This window comes from Sphingomonas oryzagri (assembly GCF_029906645.1).
In the GTDB taxonomy this organism is placed as follows: Bacteria; Pseudomonadota; Alphaproteobacteria; order Sphingomonadales; family Sphingomonadaceae; genus Solisphingomonas; species Solisphingomonas oryzagri.
In genome coordinates this window covers 1,946,504-1,965,993 of the sequence record NZ_JARYGZ010000001.1, presented here as the reverse complement: position 1 = coordinate 1,965,993, position 19,490 = coordinate 1,946,504, and the positions used below count along the sequence as shown (strand labels likewise).

General features: G+C 64.6%; 23 protein-coding genes and 2 tRNA genes. 16 read left to right on the top strand and 9 right to left on the bottom strand.

Annotation, left to right across the window (positions count from 1 at the left end; genetic code table 11):
* Positions 1-6 precede the first annotated feature (6 nt).
* Both QGN17_RS09640 and QGN17_RS09635 read right to left on the bottom strand, forming a co-directional pair.
* Entirely contained in the window at positions 7-2,850 is a 2,844-nt protein-coding gene (locus tag QGN17_RS09640) for a TonB-dependent receptor domain-containing protein (protein ID WP_281044262.1), read from the bottom strand.
* A 168-nt stretch (positions 2,851-3,018) separates the two neighbouring features.
* A complete protein-coding gene (locus QGN17_RS09635; protein WP_281044261.1) occupies positions 3,019-3,870 on the bottom strand; it encodes an oxygenase MpaB family protein in 852 nt (283 codons plus the stop codon).
* A gap of 131 nt (positions 3,871-4,001) precedes the next feature.
* On the opposite strand from QGN17_RS09635, the gene QGN17_RS09630 reads away from it, so the two are divergent.
* The 3 genes from QGN17_RS09630 to QGN17_RS09620 all read left to right on the top strand — a co-directional run bounded on the left by QGN17_RS09630 (position 4,002) and on the right by QGN17_RS09620 (position 9,269).
* Complete coding sequence (locus QGN17_RS09630) at positions 4,002-7,634, top strand: hydantoinase B/oxoprolinase family protein (RefSeq protein ID WP_390902691.1); 3,633 nt, start codon at positions 4,002-4,004, stop codon at positions 7,632-7,634.
* Entirely contained in the window at positions 7,631-8,446 is an 816-nt protein-coding gene (locus QGN17_RS09625; RefSeq protein WP_281044259.1) for an FAS1-like dehydratase domain-containing protein, read from the top strand. Before QGN17_RS09630 ends, QGN17_RS09625 begins: the two co-directional genes overlap by 4 nt.
* 61 nt (positions 8,447-8,507) lie before the next feature.
* Complete coding sequence (locus tag QGN17_RS09620; protein WP_281044258.1) at positions 8,508-9,269, top strand: SDR family NAD(P)-dependent oxidoreductase; 762 nt, start codon at positions 8,508-8,510, stop codon at positions 9,267-9,269.
* A 16-nt stretch (positions 9,270-9,285) separates the two neighbouring features.
* Here QGN17_RS09620 and QGN17_RS09615 read toward each other — a convergent pair.
* Positions 9,286-9,360: transfer RNA gene (locus QGN17_RS09615), tRNA-Thr, on the bottom strand.
* Positions 9,361-9,523: 163 nt separating this feature from the next.
* Here QGN17_RS09615 and QGN17_RS09610 point away from each other — a divergent pair.
* From QGN17_RS09610 to QGN17_RS09560, 12 genes are all read left to right on the top strand, one after another.
* Positions 9,524-10,891: a DUF4942 domain-containing protein gene (locus QGN17_RS09610; protein ID WP_281044257.1), complete on the top strand. Its 1,368-nt coding sequence runs from the start codon at positions 9,524-9,526 to the stop codon at positions 10,889-10,891.
* Positions 10,888-11,826 (top strand): phosphoadenosine phosphosulfate reductase domain-containing protein, encoded by a 939-nt coding sequence (locus tag QGN17_RS09605; protein ID WP_281044256.1) that lies wholly within the window; start codon positions 10,888-10,890, stop codon positions 11,824-11,826. Before QGN17_RS09610 ends, QGN17_RS09605 begins: the two co-directional genes overlap by 4 nt.
* Positions 11,823-12,152, top strand: coding sequence for a hypothetical protein (locus QGN17_RS09600; protein WP_281044255.1), 330 nt, complete (start codon positions 11,823-11,825; stop codon positions 12,150-12,152). The genes QGN17_RS09605 and QGN17_RS09600 overlap by 4 nt, the downstream gene beginning before the upstream one ends.
* 78 nt (positions 12,153-12,230) lie before the next feature.
* Positions 12,231-12,572, top strand: coding sequence for a hypothetical protein (locus tag QGN17_RS09595; protein WP_281044254.1), 342 nt, complete (start codon positions 12,231-12,233; stop codon positions 12,570-12,572).
* Positions 12,569-12,766, top strand: a complete 198-nt coding sequence (locus QGN17_RS09590; RefSeq protein ID WP_281044253.1) for a hypothetical protein — start codon at positions 12,569-12,571, stop codon at positions 12,764-12,766. Before QGN17_RS09595 ends, QGN17_RS09590 begins: the two co-directional genes overlap by 4 nt.
* A 34-nt stretch (positions 12,767-12,800) precedes the next feature.
* Positions 12,801-13,052 (top strand): hypothetical protein, encoded by a 252-nt coding sequence (locus QGN17_RS09585; protein WP_281044252.1) that lies wholly within the window; start codon positions 12,801-12,803, stop codon positions 13,050-13,052.
* Positions 13,045-13,458, top strand: coding sequence for a hypothetical protein (locus QGN17_RS09580; RefSeq protein WP_281044251.1), 414 nt, complete (start codon positions 13,045-13,047; stop codon positions 13,456-13,458). The genes QGN17_RS09585 and QGN17_RS09580 overlap by 8 nt, the downstream gene beginning before the upstream one ends.
* Before the next feature lie 82 nt (positions 13,459-13,540).
* A complete protein-coding gene (locus QGN17_RS09575) occupies positions 13,541-14,179 on the top strand; it encodes a hypothetical protein (RefSeq protein WP_281044250.1) in 639 nt (212 codons plus the stop codon).
* A gap of 186 nt (positions 14,180-14,365) precedes the next feature.
* A complete protein-coding gene (locus QGN17_RS09570) occupies positions 14,366-14,839 on the top strand; it encodes a hypothetical protein (RefSeq protein ID WP_281044249.1) in 474 nt (157 codons plus the stop codon).
* Positions 14,840-15,004: 165 nt separating this feature from the next.
* Positions 15,005-15,430, top strand: coding sequence for a helix-turn-helix domain-containing protein (locus tag QGN17_RS20905; RefSeq protein WP_390902651.1), 426 nt, complete (start codon positions 15,005-15,007; stop codon positions 15,428-15,430).
* On the top strand, positions 15,427-15,651 hold the full coding sequence (locus tag QGN17_RS09565) for a hypothetical protein (protein ID WP_281044248.1): 225 nt from the start codon (positions 15,427-15,429) through the stop codon (positions 15,649-15,651). The genes QGN17_RS20905 and QGN17_RS09565 overlap by 4 nt, the downstream gene beginning before the upstream one ends.
* A gap of 680 nt (positions 15,652-16,331) precedes the next feature.
* Positions 16,332-16,442, top strand: a tRNA-OTHER gene (locus QGN17_RS09560).
* 61 nt (positions 16,443-16,503) lie between these two features.
* On the opposite strand, the gene QGN17_RS20955 is transcribed toward QGN17_RS09560, so the two are convergent.
* The 3 genes from QGN17_RS20955 to QGN17_RS09550 are packed head-to-tail and all read right to left on the bottom strand — an operon-like array spanning position 16,504 to position 17,379.
* The gene (locus QGN17_RS20955) at positions 16,504-16,683 is read right to left on the bottom strand and encodes a hypothetical protein (RefSeq protein ID WP_449325351.1); all 180 of its coding nucleotides are present in this window, start codon (positions 16,681-16,683) and stop codon (positions 16,504-16,506) included.
* The gene (locus QGN17_RS09555; RefSeq protein ID WP_281044247.1) at positions 16,619-17,065 is read right to left on the bottom strand and encodes a hypothetical protein; all 447 of its coding nucleotides are present in this window, start codon (positions 17,063-17,065) and stop codon (positions 16,619-16,621) included. Before QGN17_RS09555 ends, QGN17_RS20955 begins: the two co-directional genes overlap by 65 nt.
* Positions 17,062-17,379 carry a hypothetical protein gene (locus QGN17_RS09550; protein WP_281044246.1) on the bottom strand — a complete coding sequence of 106 codons (318 nt, stop codon included), beginning with the start codon at positions 17,377-17,379 and terminating at the stop codon, positions 17,062-17,064. Before QGN17_RS09550 ends, QGN17_RS09555 begins: the two co-directional genes overlap by 4 nt.
* Before the next feature lie 87 nt (positions 17,380-17,466).
* On the opposite strand from QGN17_RS09550, the gene QGN17_RS09545 reads away from it, so the two are divergent.
* Positions 17,467-18,006 carry an NUMOD4 domain-containing protein gene (locus QGN17_RS09545; RefSeq protein WP_281044245.1) on the top strand — a complete coding sequence of 180 codons (540 nt, stop codon included), beginning with the start codon at positions 17,467-17,469 and terminating at the stop codon, positions 18,004-18,006.
* Here the strand turns inward: QGN17_RS09545 and QGN17_RS09540 are convergent.
* The 3 genes from QGN17_RS09540 to QGN17_RS09530 are packed head-to-tail and all read right to left on the bottom strand — an operon-like array spanning position 17,987 to position 19,472.
* Complete coding sequence (locus QGN17_RS09540) at positions 17,987-18,574, bottom strand: glycoside hydrolase family 19 protein (protein WP_281044244.1); 588 nt, start codon at positions 18,572-18,574, stop codon at positions 17,987-17,989. The genes QGN17_RS09545 and QGN17_RS09540 overlap by 20 nt on opposite strands.
* Positions 18,571-18,978 (bottom strand): hypothetical protein, encoded by a 408-nt coding sequence (locus QGN17_RS09535; protein ID WP_281044243.1) that lies wholly within the window; start codon positions 18,976-18,978, stop codon positions 18,571-18,573. The genes QGN17_RS09540 and QGN17_RS09535 overlap by 4 nt, the downstream gene beginning before the upstream one ends.
* Positions 18,975-19,472, bottom strand: a complete 498-nt coding sequence (locus QGN17_RS09530; RefSeq protein WP_281044242.1) for a hypothetical protein — start codon at positions 19,470-19,472, stop codon at positions 18,975-18,977. Before QGN17_RS09530 ends, QGN17_RS09535 begins: the two co-directional genes overlap by 4 nt.
* Between the last annotated feature and the right edge of the window lie 18 nt (positions 19,473-19,490).

The window sequence follows — 19,490 nt, the reverse complement described above, 5'->3', positions numbered from 1 at the left end:
GCGCGCCTACATCTTCACGCCGACCCGCGCGTAGAAGAACTGACTCGGCAGATCGTAGACCGCCGGGTCGTAGTTCGCGAGCGAGCAATTGTAGCAGGCCGGCGGATTGGTGCCGGCAATGTTGTTCACACCCACCGCGAAGGTGAAGTCGCGATTGGCGAGCTTGGTGTCCCACAGGACCTGGAGATCGCCGTAGAGACGCGCGCCCATCTCGTGCCCGTCGTTGGTGCCGCCATCCTCGTGCACCCGGCTGATATAGCGCCCGGTGAGCGAGACGGTGACGTTGGACAGCGACCAGTCGATCGTCGCGATCGACTTGTATTTGGGATAGGCCTGCGTGCCGGGTTCGGTGCCGGCACGCTTGACCGTGCTGGTGCCGTCGGCGGTTGGCGAGATCTCGTCATATTTGAACGTCAACGTGTTCTGCCAGGAGAGGCCGAAGCTGCCGGCGCCGGTGGTCGGCGAACGGTAGGTGAGGTTGAGATCCAGGCCGTCGGTCTTGACGCTGGATATGTTCTGCAGCGTGCCGACGATGCGCGTCACCTGGCCCGTCGCGCTGCGGGTGATGGCGCCGCAGGCCAGCGCGTCGCCGGTGTTGGCGCAGCGATCGAGCAGGGTCTGCGGATCGACCGCGCCGATCGCATCCTTGATGCGGATGTTGAAGTAGCTCGCCTCCAGCGTCAGCGTCCGCGCCCAGTCTCGCGCCCACGAGGCGGAATAGACCGCGCCGCCGACCCAGCTTCGCGAGGTTTCCGGCTTCAGCGCCTCGTTGCCGCCGGTCAGCACCGGCAGCTGCGCGCCCTGCTGCTCGTAGGCACCGGTCGACGGCGCCCCGTTGGCGATGCAGTTCTGTCGCACCGTCGCGTTGAAGCCCGGCGAATTCAGGTTGTTGCAGGGGTCGTTGACCGGCGCGTCGAAGCGCGAGAGCGAACCGAACAACTCGCCGATCGCCGGCGCGCGGAAGCCCTGCGCGTAGGTGCCGCGGATCATCAGATCCTCGGTCGGCTTCCAGTTGCCGCCGCCCTTCAGCGTAACCTTCGATCCGGACGTCGAATAATCCGAATAGCGCGCCGCGAAGGAGGCGTTCAGCAGCTTGAAGAAGGGCTTGTCCTTCAACAGCGGCACCGAAAGCTCGCCATAGACTTCGTCGACATTGTAGCCGCCCGCCGTCGCCTGCGCGGGGATATCGGCGCCGAGGCCGGCCTGGATGATCGGGTCGGGGGTGAAACTGCCCGTCAGCTTGCGGTGCTCGTAGCCCAGCGCGACGCTCACCGTGCCGGCGGGCAGATCGAACAGGCCGCCGGTGATATTGGCGGTGCCGTCCCAGATCTTCTGCATCGAACGATCATGCTCGGTAAACGCGATCCAGTTGAGCATCGCCGGCGTGATCGTGCCCGCCCCGCCGAACAGATCGAGCGGTACGCACGGATCGGTGCAGTTGGCGATCGGGCCGAGCGCCTGCTGAACGTGCGCGGCGTTGACGTTACCGGTGAAGGTCTGGCGCGCGTTGGTCTTGCCATAGAGGCCATTCACGTCCCAGTTCCATTCGTGGCCGAGGAACTGGAAGTCGCCGCTCAGCGTCGCCGAGCCATAATAGGTATCCACCGTCTGCGAATAATGGCGTGGGCCGTTCTCGACGAGGCGGCGGGCGACGAAGCTGTAGTTCGCCGCATGTGTGTCGTCGCCGGCGTACAAGGTGCCGAACGGGTTGTAGGGATTGCTGCCGTCGATGGTGATCGTGTCGAGCAGGTTGCCGTTGCCCGAATCCGGGCCGATGAACAGCGGCAGCGGCGCCGCCTGGTTCGCCGACTGGCGACGATTGAAGAAGAACTTGCTGCTGAACTTGATGTGATCCCCAAGCGGCTGGGTGACTGTCGCGAAGGCGGCATAGCGTTTGTAGGGCGTCAGCAGATAGTTGAGCGGTGCCGTGTTGTAGCGGTCCGCATTGGTGAAATCCTTGAAGTCGGTGAGGCTGGGGCGTCCTTCGACCGGCCCGGTCAGCGTCAGGTCGCTATCGCCGACGATGAAGCGGCCTAGCGGCGTCGCCGACGAGCAGCTGCTGTCGCATGACGTGATGAACGGGTGCGAGAACAGGGCGAACTTGCGATCGGCGCGGAACACCGGTTTTTGCTGGGTGTAGCTGCCGCCGAAAACCACTTCGGTGCCGGCCGAGGGAATGCCGAAGCCGTAGCTGACGTCGTAATTGCGCGTGAAGCCGTCGCCTTCCTTGAACAGCCCGTGCTGGAGCGAGACTTCGAGGCCGCGCTGCTTGGTCTTGGTGATGATGTTCACCACACCCGAGATCGCGTCCGACCCGTAGATCGAGGAAGCACCGTCCTGCAGCACCTCGACCCGCTCGATCGCGGCCTGCGGGATCGAGTTGAGATCGACCGAACCGGGCACGCCCGATGCGGACGAGGCGTTCACGAAGCGCATCGAATCGACCATCACCAGCGTGCGCTTGGATCCCAGGTAGCGCAGGTTGATCTCGGAGGTGCCGGCGCCCACGCCGCCGCCATCCTGCGGGTTGCCGAGATTGCCCGAGCTGTTGTTCTTGCTGTTCAGGCCGCCGCCCGCACTCGGCAGGCGCTGCAGCACGTCCGCGATGGAGGACAGGCCGGTGCGGTCGATATCGGCCTTGTCGACGAAGGTGATCGGGGAAGGCTGATCGAGCGCGTTGTGCCGGATGCGCGAGCCGGTGACGATGATGTCGGCATTGGGTGAGGCCTCGGCGCCGGCGGCGTCCGTGGTCGGCGCGGCAGGCGCGCCGGACTGAGCGAGGGAAGGCTGGGCAAGAGCACAGGCCAGTGCCGCGGATGCGGCGGAGGCGCAGATATACCACGTCTTCATAGATCACCCCTTCGTTGCGCAGGGGCAGCTTCGTTCCGGGCAGGTCTCCACGCCTCCTCCGGAAACGCCCCGGCAACAGCATGGTGATAGCGCTGAAATGTTGTTGCAAGCGCGTTACAACGAGGCTGGTCGCCGGAAAGTCTCCGCCTGTCGCGTGCGGGTGGCCGACTAGTCGCGAAAGGCCCAGCGAAGCGTGCGGGCGATGCCCATCGTCCCTGTATCGATCAGCGGTGATGCAAGGCCGGAGCCGGAGAGACCGTGCATCGCCTTCGCCCAGCCGGGAAGCAGATCGACCGCCGCCTGGAAGGTCAGTGCCTGAACGGGCATGGCGCCGATCCGGTCAGGCTTTTGGCCCAGCACGATGCGCGCCACCTCGTGCGTACGCTCGCCTGCCGCGAGTTCCGGGCGCATGGCCGCGATCAGGTGCTCGGCCTCGATGCGGCTGCGCGGGACGGGGGTGGTGCCGAGCGCCTCGGCGATCCGGGCGAAGTCGGCGAAATAGGCATCTTCCTCGGTCGGCGCCAGCCTTCGTGCCCCATAACGCTGCCAGGCATCGAGGAAGCTGGTCGCCTCGGTGACGTGGACCCAGGCAAGCAGATGGGGATCGTCCGCGCGATAAGGCGTGCCGTCGGGTAGCGTGCCTCGGACGTGGCGATGCACCTCTTTGACCGTCTCGATTGCGGCTTCGGCCTGATCGCGCGCGCCGAAAGTGGTCTGAGCGATGAAGCGCGCGGTGCGGCGCAGGCGGCCCAGCATGTCGGTGCGGAAGTTGCTGTGGTCCCACACGCCCGCCAGCACCGCCGGATGGAGCATCTGGAGCAGCAAGGCGGACACGCCGCCGACCATCATTGTCGTCACGTCGCCATGCACGCGCCAGATCACAGAGTCGCGGGGATAGAAGGCTTCATCGCTCCGCGGGACGGGCTTCTCGCCGCGCGCCTGATCATTGAACACCGCGCGTACCCGACGGACGAGGGCACGCTTGGTTTGGGTGGCGAGGAACGAGCGGGGAGCGGCCATACCGCCAGTATAGTGTGCAGGCGCGCGCAGATACATCGGGTTGGACGGAGCGCGCTTGACCTCGGGTGCCATCGCGGCGACGGCCGTATCGGAAGCGACTGTCGGCGCAGGCGCTGGAACGGATCATGACGATGAGCGATGAGGGTGGTACCGCGGGCTGGCATTTCTGGATCGACCGCGGCGGCACCTTCACCGACATCGTGGCGCTGACGCCCGAGCGCGAGGTGGTGACGCGCAAGCTACTCTCCTCGCATCCCGAGCGCTACGAGGATGCGGCGATCCAGGGCATACGCGACCTGCTGGGCGTGGCGGCGGGCGATCCGCTCCCCGGCGATCGGGTGGCGAGCGTAAAGATGGGCACGACGGTCGCCACCAATGCGCTGCTGGAGCGGCAGGGCGAGGCGGTGGCGCTGGTCGTGACCGAGGGATTCCGCGATCTGCTGCGCATCGGCTACCAGAACCGCCCGCGCCTGTTCGAGCGCAACATCGTCCTGCCGGACCGGCTCGAGCGCTGCATCATCGAGGCGGCGGAGCGCGTCGATGTCGAGGGCACGGTGCTGACGCCGCTCGACGCGGTGAAGGTGCGCGCCGATCTGGAGGCGGCATTCGCGGATGGCTGCCGGGCCGTCGCGATCGTGTTGATGCACGGCTACCGCTTCCCCGATCACGAGGAGGCGATCGCCGCCATCGCGGCGGAAATCGGCTTCACCCAGATTTCGGTCAGCAACCGGGTCAGCCCGCTGATGAAGGTGGTGAGCCGGGGCGATACCACTCTGGTCGACGCCTATCTCTCGCCCATCCTCGGGCGCTATGTCGCGCAGGTGGCGGAGGCGTTGGGCGATGGCGTGCCGCTCGCCTTCATGCAGTCGAACGGCGGGTTGATCGGCGCCGGCACCTTCCGGGGCCGCGACGCGATCCTCTCCGGCCCGGCCGGCGGCATCGTCGGCATGGTCGAGACCGCCAAGGCGGCGGGCTTCGGCAAGGTCGTCGGGTTCGACATGGGCGGCACCTCCACCGACGTCTCGCATTATGCCGGCACCCTCGAGCGGACGCTGGAGACGGTGGTGGCGGGCGTTCGCCTGCGCGTGCCGATGATGGCGATCGATACCATCGCCGCCGGCGGAGGATCCATCTGCCGCTTCGATGGCACGCGCCTGCGCGTCGGCCCGGAATCGGCGGGGGCCGATCCGGGGCCGGCCTGCTACCGGCGTGGCGGGCCGCTCACCATCACCGACTGCAACGTTATGCTGGGCAAGCTCCAGCCTGATTGCTTCCCGGCCCTGTTCGGCCCGAACGGCGACCAGCCGCTCGATGCGGAGATCGTGCGCGCCCGCTTCGCGGCGCTGGCCCGCGAGATCGAGGGTGTCGGCCTGCCGCCCAAGACGCCCGAGCAACTGGCCGAGGGATTCCTCGCCATCGCGGTCGACAGCATGGCCAATGCGATCAAGAAGATCTCGGTCGCGCAGGGACATGACGTCGCCGATTACGTGCTGGCCTGCTTTGGCGGCGCGGCGGGGCAGCATGCCTGCCTGGTCGCGGACGCGCTCGGCATCGGCCATGTCATGGTGCACCCGCTGGCCGGCGTGCTTTCGGCCTACGGCATCGGCCTCGCCGACCAGCGCATCCTGCGCCATCGCGGGATCGAGGCGCCGCTCGATGCGGACACGCTGGCCACGGCGGCGACCGAGATGGACCGTCTGCAGGATGACTGCCGCGCCGATGTGGAGGCCGATGGCTTCGACATCGATCGGTCCCGCTTCGAGCGGCGGCTGTCGGTGCGCTATCGCGGCAGCGACACCGCGATCGAGGTCGCCGAGGCGGACGTGGCGGCGGTGCGGGCCGAGTTCGAGGCGCTCTACCGCCAGCGCTTCACCTTCACCACGCCCGACGTGCCGCTGATCGTCGAGTCGGTGTCCGTCGAGTTGATCGTGCCGGCCATCCGGTCGGATGCGAGCTTCGGCACCGCAGTCGCCGGTGGGGCGCCGCGTACGGTCTCCGCCTACATGGGAGGGAGCGCGAGAGACGCCTGCATCCTCGAACGGCAGGCGTTGCCGGTCGATGCGCCGCTGGCCGGCCCGGCGATCCTCTACGACAGCACCGCGACTATCGTCATCGAACCGGGCTGGTCGGGAACGCGCCATGCCAACGGTGACATCGTGCTGGAGCGTGTCGAGAAGCGGCAGGACGAGGCGGACGGGCGCACCGCGCTCGATCCGGTACGGCTTGAGATCTTCAACAATCTGTTCATGGCGATCGCCGAGCAGATGGGGCAGGCGCTGCAGAACACCGCCTTCTCGGTGAACATCAAGGAGCGGCTCGATTTCTCCTGCGCGCTGTTCGATGGCGGCGGGGCGCTGGTCGCCAACGCGCCGCACATGCCGGTGCATCTGGGGTCGATGGGCGACAGCGTGCGCGCCGCGCGGGATGCGGCGCAGGCTTCCGGACGCGGCCTGAAGCCGGGCGACGCCTATGTGATCAACAACCCCTATAATGGCGGCACCCACCTGCCGGACCTGACGCTGGTGATGCCGGTGTTCGACGAGAACGGTGCCTGCTCCTTCTTCGTCGCGGCGCGGGGGCACCATGCCGATATCGGTGGCCGCACGCCCGGATCGATGCCGCCCGACAGCCGCTCGCTGGACGAGGAGGGCGTGCTGTTCGACGGCTTCCTGATCGTCGAGGAAGGCCGCTTCCGCGAGGCCGAGTTTCGCGCTGAGCTGGCCGGCGGCCGCTATCCGGCGCGCGACCCCGATCGCAACGTCGGCGACATCCGCGCCCAGATCGCCGCGTGCGCACGGGGCCGGGCGGAGATCGGCAGGATGGTCGGCCATTTCGGGCTGGACGTGGTGCTCGCCTACATGCGCCATGTGCAGGACAATGCGGCGGAGGCGGTTCGTCGCCTGCTCGATCGCCTCGCCGACGGGCATTTCCGCTACGAGCTGGACGACGGATCGCACGTCTCGGTGGCGCTCACCGTCGATCGCGCCGCGCGCCGCGCGCGCGTCGATTTCACGGGCAGCAGCGGCGAGCAGCCGAGCAACTTCAACGCGCCGCCCTCGATCTGCCGCGCCGCGACCCTGTACGTGATGCGGACCCTGGTGGACGAGGCGATCCCGATGAATGACGGCTGCCTGGAGCCGATCGACCTCGTCATCCCCGAACATTCGATGCTGCGGCCGAGCTATCCGTCGGCGGTGGTGGCCGGCAATGTCGAGACCAGCCAGGTGATCACCGACGCGCTCTACGGTGCCACGGGGATGCTCGCCGCCGCGCAGGGCACGATGAACAACTTCACCTTCGGCAACGACCGTCATCAATATTACGAGACGATCTGCGGCGGTGCCGGGGCTGGGCCGGATTTCGACGGCACGTCGGCCGTCCACACCCACATGACCAACAGCCGGATCACCGATCCTGAGGTTTTGGAATGGCGCTATCCGGTGTTGCTGGAGGCGTTCGCCGTGCGTCACGGCTCAGGGGGCGCCGGGCGGCACCGGGGCGGCGACGGCGTGCACCGCCGTATCCGGTTCCGCGAGGCGATGACCGCGACGATCCTGTCCAACCGCCGCCGCGTGCCGCCGTTCGGCCTCGATGGCGGCGATCCCGGCCAGCCCGGCCGCAACAGCGTGCGGCGCGCGGACGGGGTAATCGAGCAGATCGGCTCGACCCAGAGCGTCGAGATGGCGGCGGGCGACGTCTTCGTGATCGACACGCCTGGCGGTGGCGGCTTCGGTCGGTTGATCGGTGAGGGAGGTGCGGCATGAGCGAGATCGCCCCCGAAGTGCTCGCCGATTGGGCGGCGAGCGTCGGCCGCACCGAAACACAGGTGCAGCGGCTGGAGGTGGAGAGCCTCCGCCGGTTCGCGCTGGCGGCGGGCGACGATCCGGATGTCGAGCGTCGGCCGCCGCCGCTGGCGCACTGGGCTTTCTTCCTGCCGGCGCCCGCGGATGACGGGATCGGGGAGGACGGCCATCCACGGCGCGGCGGCTTCCTGCCCGCGATCACCCTGCCGCGCCGCATGTTCGCCTCCGCCGAGATTCGCTTCGAGGCACCTTTGCTGTTGGGCGAGGAGGCCGAACTGACCAGCACCGTCGCCGCTGTGACCCACAAGTCCGGCCGATCCGGTGATCTGGTCTTCGTCGAGGTCGACCGGCTGATCGTCCAGGCCGGCACGCCACGCGTCCGTGAACGGCAGCATTATGTCTATCGGCAAGATGGTGCGCCGACGCCCCTCCCGGTGCCGGCGGACCTGCCGGACGGCGAGGTCTGGCAGCCGGAAGCCGTCAATCTCTTCCGCTTCTCGGCGGCGACGTTCAACGGCCACCGCATCCACTATGACCTGCCCTATGCGCGCGATGTCGAAGGATATCCGGCGCTGGTGGTGCACGGCCCGTTCACCGCTACCAGGCTGGCCGGGCTGGCGGCGCGTCACGGTGCGCTTGCCGCTTTCTCCTTCCGTGCGCAGGCTCCCCTGTTTCTCGGCCAGCCGATCGTCCTGCAGGGCGGCCCGGAGGAATTCCGCGCGGTCCGTTGCGACGGCGCCGTCGCGATGACCGCAAAGGCAAGCTATCGCTGATCGATGGATCGTAACCGTCGCACGCCATCGGGGCGGGCGGCGTGCAAAAAAGGAATAGGGTATGAAGCGTCTCGACGGTAAACGGGCCGTGATCACCGGAGCCGCGCAGGGCATCGGCAAGGCCATCGCGGAAAAATATGCCGAGGAGGGCGCGACGCTCATCCTCGCCGACATCGACGAGGCCGGCGTCACGGCGGTGGCCAAAGCGACCGGCGGTATCGCGGTTCGCACCGATGTCTCCCGAAAGTCCGAGATCGACGCTCTGTTCGATCGCGCGCTTCAGGAATGGGATGGTCTCGACATTCTGGTCAACAATGCCGGCGTCACCCATGCCGCCGAACTGATTGATCTGGCGGAGGAGGATTTCGACCGAGTCTTCGCCACCAACTTCAAGTCCGCGCTGTTCGCCACCCAGCATGCCGCGCGGCTGATGCAGGCGGGCGGCGCGATCGTGAACATGTCGTCGGTCAACGCGATCCTCGGCATCCCCAACCAGATTCCCTACGCCGTCTCCAAGGGCGCGCTGAAGCAACTGACCAACGTCTCGGCGATCAGCCTCGCGCCGCGTGGGATCCGGGTGAACGCGATCGGGCCGGGCACGATCCTGACCGATCTCGCCCGCTCGATCATGACCGATAAGGCGGCGGAGGACCGCATTCTCAGCCGCACGCCGATGGGCCGCACCGGATCGCCCGAGGAAGTGGCGACCATCGCGGTCTTTCTCGCCTGCGACGAATCCTCGTACGTGACCGGGCAGACCATCTATCCTGACGGCGGGCGCCTCGGCCTCAACTACACCGTTCCGGTGCCCGAGCGAGGCTGACGACGGAAGATCTGAATGGTGCCGGCTGAGGGGATCGAACCCCCGACCTTCGGTTTACAAAACCGCTGCACTACCGCTGTGCTAAGCCGGCCCAAGGGCGGTTTCCCTAGATTTCTGCGGGTTTCGGGTCAAGCGACAACGCGCAGAACGCGCAATTCGCTGCGGTTCGTGTCGGCACAGCAAACGGCACATTCTGTTCGCGAGTCGTTCCGCTCCTCCCCCACCTCTCTCCTCCTCGCTCTCGGGAGGGTGTGATGGGTGCCCTCGCACTTCCGCGCACCGTCCGCGATCTGGTCGAAGAGTACGATCAGAAGAACGCCGGCATTGAGGATGCCATAGCCGCCTTCGATCTGGCATATGACGCGCTCGGCATGGCGGCCACGGTCCAGGGGGCTTACGTTGAGCCGGTCGGCAGCAAGAGCTATCTCCACGCGTCGGATCTCCGGAAGAACCTGCTCAAGTCGGGCTGGAAGGCGATCTGGATGCGCCTCCAGATCGATCGCATCGCCAGCGCGAAGGACAAGCAGCTATTCGAGCGCACCATCGCGGATCCGCCGCCTCTGACGGTCGATAACGCGAGAGCGACGTTCGGCGATTATTTCGAGCGGCCGCGCTTTCACATCCTGCGTGGGCTGGCCGAGGCGTTCGCCGATCTGGACCCGGCGTACAAGTCACACGCCAAGGTGCGGATCGGCGTGAAGGGACTGCCGAAACGCATCATCCTCAGCGGCTGGGGCGACTACAGCTATGGATACGCGCGAGACCGTTTCCGCGACATCGTGAACGCTCTGGCGGCCTATCAGGGCAAACCCGCTTGGGAGCATGGCGAGTTTTCGGCAATGGGCGTCGCCTTCGATCTCGGCGAGGATGCGGTTCTCGATGGCCGGACTTATCTGAAGGTCGCCCGCCGCACCTATGAGAAAGACGAAGAGTTCACCACCGTTGATCGCGGGATCACGGTGCGGCGCTTCGCCAACGGCAACGCCCATGTCTTCTTCGACAAGTGGACGCTACTCGACATCAACCGCGCGCTGGCCGAATTCTATGGTGAGGTGCTGCCGGATGCCCCCGAGGGCGAGGCGGCGAAGCGCCCCAGCACCGAAGTCGCGAAGGATTTGCAGTTCTACTGGTCGCCGCCGGCCGTCGTTGCGAGTGCCTGCGAGTTCGCCGAGGTCTATGGCGCGGATCAGTATGGCCGGCAGTATGAGCGGCCGAGCTATCGCGTGCTAGAGCCGTCATGCGGCGATGGGCGCATTCTCGATGAAATCCGCCAACGCGGCCACCGGGCGCTAGGCTTCGAGTTCGACCCGAGCCGCGCCGCCGAAAGCCGCGCCAAGGGCCATTCGGTCGTGACCGCCAACTTTCTCGACCAGGCGCCGACGCCTGAGTTTGACAAGGTGGTAATGAACCCGCCGTTCTACGGCCGCCACTACGTCAAGCACGTCGAACACGCGATGCGCTTCCTGAAGCCGGGCGGCACGCTGGTGAGCATCCTTCCTGCGACGGCGCATTACGACCATGGCGAGCTGAAGGGCGAATGGCGAGACTTGCCTGTCGCCAGCTTCGCCGATGCCGGCACCAACGTGCCCACCGGCATGATCCGCATGAGGAGGGCAGCATGACCCATCTCGCCGATCAGGGGAGGGTGGGAAACCCGTACCGCATCGAAGGCCCGGCGCTGATCAGCTTCTCGGGCGGGCGCACGTCGGCCTACATGCTCAAGCAGATCGTGGACGCCCATGGCGGCGCACTGCCGAGCAACGTCCATGTAGTGTTCTGCAACACAGGCAAGGAGCGTGAGGAGACGTTGCGCTTCGTCCATGAGTGCGGCGAGCGCTGGGGCGTGCGCATCCACTGGCTCGAATGGCGGGACCGCCGCAAGCGGACGCCCGTCGACGATCGGTTCGAGGAGGTCGGCTTCAACTCGGCCGCGCGCAAGGGCGAGCCGTTCAAGGCACTGATTGCCAGCAAGAAGGCCGTGCCGAACGCGGTCCAACGCTGGTGCACCGAGCATTTGAAAATGCAGGTGTGTGCCGACTTCATGGAAGCGCAGGGCTATGCCTCGTGGACCAACGTCGTTGGCCTCCGCGCGGATGAGATGCGGCGCGTCGCGAAGAAGGTCGCTCAGAACGAAGAGGGCAAGCTGCCGTGGCAGACGGTCATGCCGCTCATGAAGGCTGGCGTCACCAAGCGCGATGTGCGCCGCTTCTGGTTCGGGCAGGACACGGTAGATCTGACCATTCCGGCCGATCTGCTGCCGCAGGGCTTCGACCTCGGGCTTGAAGAGTGGGAGGGCAACTGCACCAAGTGCTTCAACAAGTCCAAGGCGCTGCTGATCTGGGACGTGCGCCGCGACCCAGCCGATGCGCTCGATTGGGCGGCGATGGAGGATTCGGTCGGCGGCACCTTCACCACCGAATACAGCTTCCATGACCTGATCCGCGAGGCCGAGAGTAGCCCGCGCCTGCCGCTGGGCGACGACTTCACAGAATTTGATGCGGAATGTGGCGTGGGCGGCGTGGACACGTCGATCCGCTGCGGACGGACGGCGGCATGATCCGGCAAGAATGCCCTAGCTACCCGATCAGCATCTTCGTCGCTGGATCGGCGAAGGAAGCGGGCCTGATCGTGCGCGGCTACTGCGATGATCACGGCTTCTGCGTCACCGTCACCGAGACCCGTTACGTCTACACGGGCGGTTTCGAGTTCGGCGTGATCGTCGGGCTGATCAATTATCCCCGCTTCCCGCTGACCCCGGCTGAACTTTGGGCGCACGCCGAAAAGATCGGCGCCCTGCTTTGCCGGCGGCTCCAGCAGGAAAGCTACACTATCCAGGCGCCCGATCGCACGGTCTGGTTCAGCCATCGCGAGCAGGACCAATGACCCCTCACCCCCTCACCCCCTCTCGCGCTTGTCCAGGGCTTCCTCGACGGCTTGGCGGATGAACTATTGGAGGATTGTATGAGCATCGAAGAACCCAAGCGCATCACGTTGACAGACGGCTCGCCCGTCACGGCCGACCACCGCCAGATCCAGCCCAACGGCCAGCAGAAGGGCTATGTGGTGCTGAGCGAAGCCGAGCGCGCCAAGGGCTTCGTTCGCCCCGTCCGTCGCTCCTATGTCCATGAGAAGTGCGGCACCGTGACGACGATGGGGCAGGCGCTCGCCGAGACCTATGCCCGCAATCCTTACTTCTACAGCGGGACATTCTGCTGTGGATGCCGAAACCACTTCCCGGTCGGCGCTGCCGAGTTCGGCGGCGAGTTCCTGTGGGACGGCACAGACGAGAGGGTCGGCACATGAAGGCCGGGGTCGCCGTCGATAACTGGAAGCTGCCCGTGTTTCGGAAGCGGCTCACCGAGGCCGGTTATCACTACGAAGATGGTGGAGCGCTGACGACTGAAGCCACGCTACTGACCGTCGAGACCTCGAACGTCCTCGCCCTCAAGAAGGGGATCGAGCGCTGTCAGGCCGAATGTCGGAAGCGCGCTTCATGACCCCACCTTGGCGGATCAATCTCAGGAGGTTTGTATGAGTGACTACCTCGACGTTCGCGGGCCGCGCTGGCAACCGATCGACACGGCGCCGAACCAGACCGAAGTGCTGGTCTGCAGCGCAGGTTACCTCGGCTGGTGGGCTATCGCGATCCAAAACGCGCTTGGCGAATGGTGGCTCGACGGCACGCAGAGTCCGCCGAAATACAAGCCGACGCACTGGATGGAATTGCCGCGCCCTGTCGTCACCGGACACGAAGCCATTAAACGGGAGGCGCGCCGTGGCTGATCCCAACCTCGCCGATCTGAGAGAGAAGCTGGAGAGGGCGAAAGAAGCTGAGGTTGTCCGCGTCGAGACCAGAAATCGCCTCAATAATTGCTTCGACGATGCGGCTGAAGCGGAGATGAGGTCTGTCCGTGAACAGGCACGAGATGCGAAAGACACATTCGCGGAAGCCGCCCTTCAATCCCTTCCCCACCTCCTCGACCTTCTCGACGCCAAGGAGACGCGGGAGAGGGAGATGCGGGAGGCGTTGGGCAACCTGGAATCTGCCTGCGATCGTGTGGCGGCAACCCGAGGCCGGGAAACCTACCTCCTCATGATCGACCACGACAAGGCCGGAGAGGCTTTGGAAGCGCTCGACGAAGCACGCCGCGCCGCCCGTCTCGCCCTGAGCGCGGGAGGTGAACCATGAGGCTCCGTTGCGCAATCGGCCTGCATCGCTGGGGCCGCTGGGATTGGTGGCCGTTCGGCGACCGCATGGGACAGGCGCGCTGGTGCCTGCGCTGCAAGCAAATCGAGACGAGGGAACGATGACCCATTCTTCACGGGACAATAAGCCGGTAGCGGACAGCCTGACGCGCCCGATCATCGGCATCGAGAACCGCACTGCGCAAGAGGTGTTCGACATCATGTGCGACCGCCTCCGCCTCGCCGGGCAGGATCGGGGGGAGGGGAATAAGGAGCGCGCTCGGCAGATTTGCGCTCAGGCTCGACCCGATTATGCGGAAGGCTTCCTGTCTGGAGAATACGACGACAGCAGCACAGAAATGCGCGCTGTCCTTCTCGCCCTCTCCACCCAACCCCCGCCCGTGTCGGCCGTTCGGGACATCCTGCGGGAAATCTGGCTGGAAGCGAGCGAGACAATCCCGCCAGATGGCAAAGAGGCGGCTTTCGCAGCACTCGGCCGGATCATGACACTGACCCGCCAAGCCCTCGCCCATTCGGCGGTGGGGGAGGGATATGCGGTCGTGCCGCGCGATGATTTGCGCGATTTGCGAGTGTATCTTGAACCGGCGCGACTTCGCGAAAAAGCCGATGGCCTCGAAGGGACCATAGACCGGATGCCAATACGGCAGCTTGCAAAGCGCGTGGACGAAATACTCGCCCGTCCCATCCAGGCGGGGGAAGGGTGATGGTCATGCGCCGCATCATCGAAGCGACCATCGGCCCGCGATCAACGCGCATCCGGCTAGACTGCGGGCACGAGAGGTCAATCGGCGGCCATAGATTCCCGAACGGCGACCGAGCCGACAAGCCATCGGAATTGCTGGGCCGTCCCTACGATTGTCAGGACGGCCTATGTCTTGGGAGGATCGTCAATGCCTAATACCACCCCCGATCCGTCGCCGGAGCGCGAGGGGCTGCGAGAGTGCCCGTGGTGTGCAGGGGAAGCCCGCATCGTCGAAACGGACGGCGAAGGAGGAACCTTCTTCCCGTCATGCACGCTCGGCCCGTGTCCCGGCTTTCAGAGTGCGCCCTTCACCACCTATCTGCGACGGCATGATGCCATCGCTCGCTGGAACACCCGAGCCTCCACCCATCCGGGGCGGCCGACGCGGGAGGAGGTGGCTTGCGATAGCGATGACTATAAACAGGACTTCTTCGGCATCCTAAACGCACAGGGTAAGTTCTGGACGCCACTCGCCTTCATCGATGAGCAGCAGGCCCGCAAGTGGCTGGAGGCGTTCGTCGCCAAGAATCCCGAGCGGTTCGGCGACATGCTCACCACGCATACGATCGTGCCGGTTCGCATCCAGCTTTCGACTATCCGCTCGCTCGGGGGTGAGGCATGAGTGGGAAGTTCTACATCGTGTTCTCTCCGAGTGGTGAGACGGCCCCAAGGATGGAACATAAGACCCATAAGTCTGCGTTTTTCGAGGCACATAGACTGTCCGAACTACATCCCGGCCAATCGTTCTTCGTCATGGAGAGCAAGAGTAGGCCTATCATCACAAACGATGATATTTGTATCGGAAAAGACCATGCTTCGGTGTGATCGGGAACGGCGAGCAGCCGCAATCGTCGCGGCGTACTCGGCAGGCTATTCCTGCGCAGAGATAGGCCGCGAGTTGGATATCGACCGCGCTACCGTTTATCGTGTCGTCAAGAAATCAGGGATTGAGTTACGCGCAGCGCCGGGGCCGGGTAGGGCTATCAAATGGACCTCGGAGATGGACGCCCGCCTTACCGAACTTAGCCGGTCTGGCATGGGCGCTCTGGTGATCAGCGAAGATATCGGAGTGTCGTTAGGTCTCGTCATTCGGCGCCGAAAAGAACTTGGCCTGCCTACGGGGCTTGAATCATGGAAAGGGCGCGCAATCCATCGCCAGTATTGGGTAAAAAAGCTCCGCGCCCGCGCCACCCAGGAGAGCGAACGGTCATGAGCAACACCGATATTGCGGGGATAGTCGCGAAGCTGACGGGGGCGGATCTGTTGCCCTTTGTCTACGCTGCCGCCATCGAATGGTGCGGAGAGAAGGAACGCGAGACGTTTCCGAGCGACATCCAATATTTCATGCACAACTGGTGGGAGTTCCCAAGTTTCAAATCGCGCGTCGAGCGCCTCGCCGTTCGCGCCGCTTTGCAGGAGGCGGGGGATGCTTAGTAACCTACGTGGCGCGCTACGCCGTCTCTTTTGCCGCCATGAGCGATTTCAGACCGTGCATCTCGCTCAAGTCAATGCCTTCGGATCATTGATCGCCGGCCCTCGCGTCCATGCGGCTGGTTTTCGCCTGTGCCTCAAATGCGGAGCAGTGCGGGCGGACAGCCTCACTTCTAGCATTCCAACCGGAGCGCCCTCCCATGACCGCTGACCCTATGCAGAGAGCGAGGGAGTTGCTCGCGGCTGAGTATGAGGCAGATGACCGCATCCATACTGCGGCGTCAATCGAGCGCGGCGACAAGGATGGCGACCGAGACATCCACCGAGCTCTCCGCGCAATCCAAGCAGCCCTTCTCACCCGCGAAGAGGAGGTGAGGGGCGAGGAGCGGGAGAGGGCGGCGCGGATTGTCGAAAACTACCAAGGCGCAAGTTACCGCGCGCTCGACCATATAGCTGCCGCCATCCGGGCTGATCGGGAGGGGTAGATGGTGCACATGCGTCGGACTTGGTACTGCGACAGGTGCCGCAAGGGCTATATCGACCCCGAGGATGCCCGCTCATGCGAGTTGGGCCATATAACACAGGCCGCCATTGAACAGGCGCAGGCGCGTATCCGGGAAGCGTTTGCGGAGCGCTACGGCGGGGATTCCAATCCCGACCGTGATCGGGTATAGGAGAGGGGCTATCTTGTGGCTGAGTGGTTTAAGGCACCTGTGCACGGGAGCGTGAAAAGCTGGCTGGGAGTGCTCGGCTGTCTTGGAGTAGCGCCGTGGGTTCGAATCCCATCGAGATAGCTTCACCTACACCACCAGTCCAAGAGCATCACCACAACCAGCGGCAGGATGATGCAGAGGGTTAGGGCTTGGATGGTGCGGATGGTGCCGTCGCCCAGGTGACGAGCGCATTGTACCGCGCCGACACGTCCCGCAGCGCCGCCCTTAGGGCCACGATATACTGAGCGACCGTGGCGTCATTTGCCTGCGCCGGCACTTCCGGTTGCGCCGGGAGCGGCTGCACCAGTTCCGGAGGCGGCACACGGCTTACCGTTTCCGGAGTCGGCGTCCCGCAAGCAGGCAAGGAAAGCGCCAAGAGCAGGGCTGGCAGCAGGCGGATTCGCGACATCGATCGTTCCTGTAAGCGCGGCTTGATCGGATGCTTTCGCCGAGCTGGCCGCGACGAGGCCCTGCGATAGCGTGGTGAGGCCAGCGACATCGGCTTTGCGGGCGGCCTGTTCGGCGGAGAGGTTGATCTGCAGCGTCCCGATCTGCGTTTTCTGGTCCGCGATGGTCGTCTGCATCCCGTGGATCCAGAGGAAGGCACCAAGGCAGGCTGCGCCGATCAGGATGTACGGCAGTAGGTCTGCAAGCCATGCAGCGGCCTTGGCGCCGATCCAGCGGGCGAGAATGGTTGCGATCATACCTGCTGCTCCACCGGCACCTTCGGCCCAAGCGGAGGCGGTGCCGGAACCGCGCCCGTGTCGGCGATGATCTTAGACGTGGCGACGGCCCGGTCCTTGACAGCCACAGCGCCGGCCGTCGAACCCACGACGACGCCGAGTCCGCCGGGGAAGGCGAGGCAGTAGGCGGTAAGGTCGAAATGTTCGCCCTTCGCCAGAGACCACGCCACGAAGGCATGGGCGCCCAGCACATAAGCCAGCGCGCCCACTGCGCCGATCGTGCGGTTGACCTCGAACTCGCCGCCAGCGCCTTTGAGGGCGTTCAGGATGTTCACGACAGTACCCCCCGTGCCTTGTTGATGTAGATGAGCCGCGACTGGATGCCGTTGCCTATCGTTGATCCGGTCGATATATAGTTTCTTATGGAAGAGAAATGGAAACAGCTTCCCGGATTTGAAGGGTTGTATTCTGTAAGCAGTCTCGGTGCTGTTAAGAGGCATGCAAGAGTGCTGCGAAACGGCCGTGGAATTGTAAATTCGCCCGAACGTTTGATTGAGCCGACACTTTCTCGTGGATATTTACTCGTGAATCTGTGGCGTGATAACCGGCCAACACGCTTTCTTGTCCACCGCCTTGTAATGCTCGCCTTTGCGGGGGCCTCGGATTTTTCAGTTGACCATCTAAACGGGGATAAAACTGACAATTCCTTGAAAAATTTAGAGTATGTTTCTCTGTCCGAGAACACGGCCCGCCAGCACTCCGCCGGCCGAGCGGTTTTTGTTCGCGGTGAAAGCAATGGCAAAGCGAAGCTAACTGCTGAATCTGCGCTGACCGCGAAGCAACTGTTAGCCTCCGGTTTGAGTAGCAGATTGGTTGGGATGCGGTTAGGCGTCTCCAAGGGGGCCATCCAAGCCTTGCGCGAAGGCCGGACATGGGGGCACATCACGATAGAACCCCTCTAGCTTTATTTATGTAGATCAAGCGGCTCTGAAGTCCCGCGATACCGCCGTTGATCCGGCGCGTGATGCCGGTCCAATCCTCGCGGTCGGCCATCTCGTTCAGACCGCGCAGCTTCCAGAACTCCAGCGCCGTCAGCACCGCGCCGGAGGGCTGCTCGACAAGCTCGGGATGATCGACAAGATCGAGACCCAGCCGGGAGCCGAAGTCGCGATAGTTGTCCTTGCCGGTGAGCTGGATCAGACCGCGCCCGCGATACTTGAAGCCCTCGCCGGGGCCGTTGCCCATCCGGCCGTCATAGGACTTCTGCGCAGGCGTCGGCCCCCATATCTCGCGCAGATAGGTGAAGCCGCCGCTTTCGTGGCAGCACTGTCCGAGGAAAGCGCCGAGACGATCATCCGAAAGGTCCACCCCATAGGCGCTGGCATTGAGCGCCAGTGCCAGCCCGAGGTCGTTGGCGAGCGGCACCGATCGGCCGGCGATGTAGGTTAGCAGCGCGCCATAGGTGATGCGGCCGGGTTGCCCGTCTGCCTTCACTCCCAGGCGCGTCTGGACGGTGGGCCAGTTGATCACGCGTGGATCACTCCTGCTTTCATCATCAGCACGATGAAAATCGCGACGTTGACGATGGTGGGACCGAAGTCCTTGGCGAGCGTGACGGCCCAGCCGGCGCCCTCCTGCTTGGCATGGAGAAGGTCGATCAGATCCACGCGGCTTTCGACCGCAGAGATACGCTCCTTCATTTCGGCAATCTTCTCGTCCTGCAGCTTCATGACCGTGATGTCGGTGTGCATCTCGGCGAGCTTTTCGGTCGTAGCGCCCTGCTGCTCGCTCAGAGTCTGCATGAACCGCCCCATGCGGTTGATGGTGTCTGTAAGCTGGCGCAACGCGGCTACCTCGCCCAATCGGGCAATCGTCTCATCAGGGACGGGAGTAAGGATTTCCCCGCTCTCGCCGAAGGGCTTGCTCGGACTCATCGGCCATCATCCGATCTGTGCAGCGTTTCCACAGCCTGACCCAGAGATACGCGCCGAGCAGAACGATGCCGATCAAGCAGCCTGAAAATAGGACGGGATACCTGTCCAATGCCGTCACCCCCTGTGATCAGGCACGCGATCTGGATCACGAACCCGGCATCAAGCAGCCCGCTATAAAGCGGGTAGCTGATGACCGATGACCCATAGGCGGCGTGGAAAACGATCTGCACGAGGTACGTGATGAACAGGCAGATTCCCCAGAACCTGTCATGCGCCCGCGTGAAGATATAGAACGATGCGGCGGCATCCCCAGCCGCCCAAAGCTCCACCGGATTGACCGTGGCGCCCGTCGTATCCCAAATGAGCTGCGACGGGCTGTAGGCGTTCCAGAAGGCCGCCTGGAACCAGATCCACCCGAGCGTGAGCGCGAGTGCTGACGGAAGCACCCTGCGACGCTCGACCGGATCAGTTCGCACCGCGACGACGAGCGCCACGATGCAGGCTATCAAGGC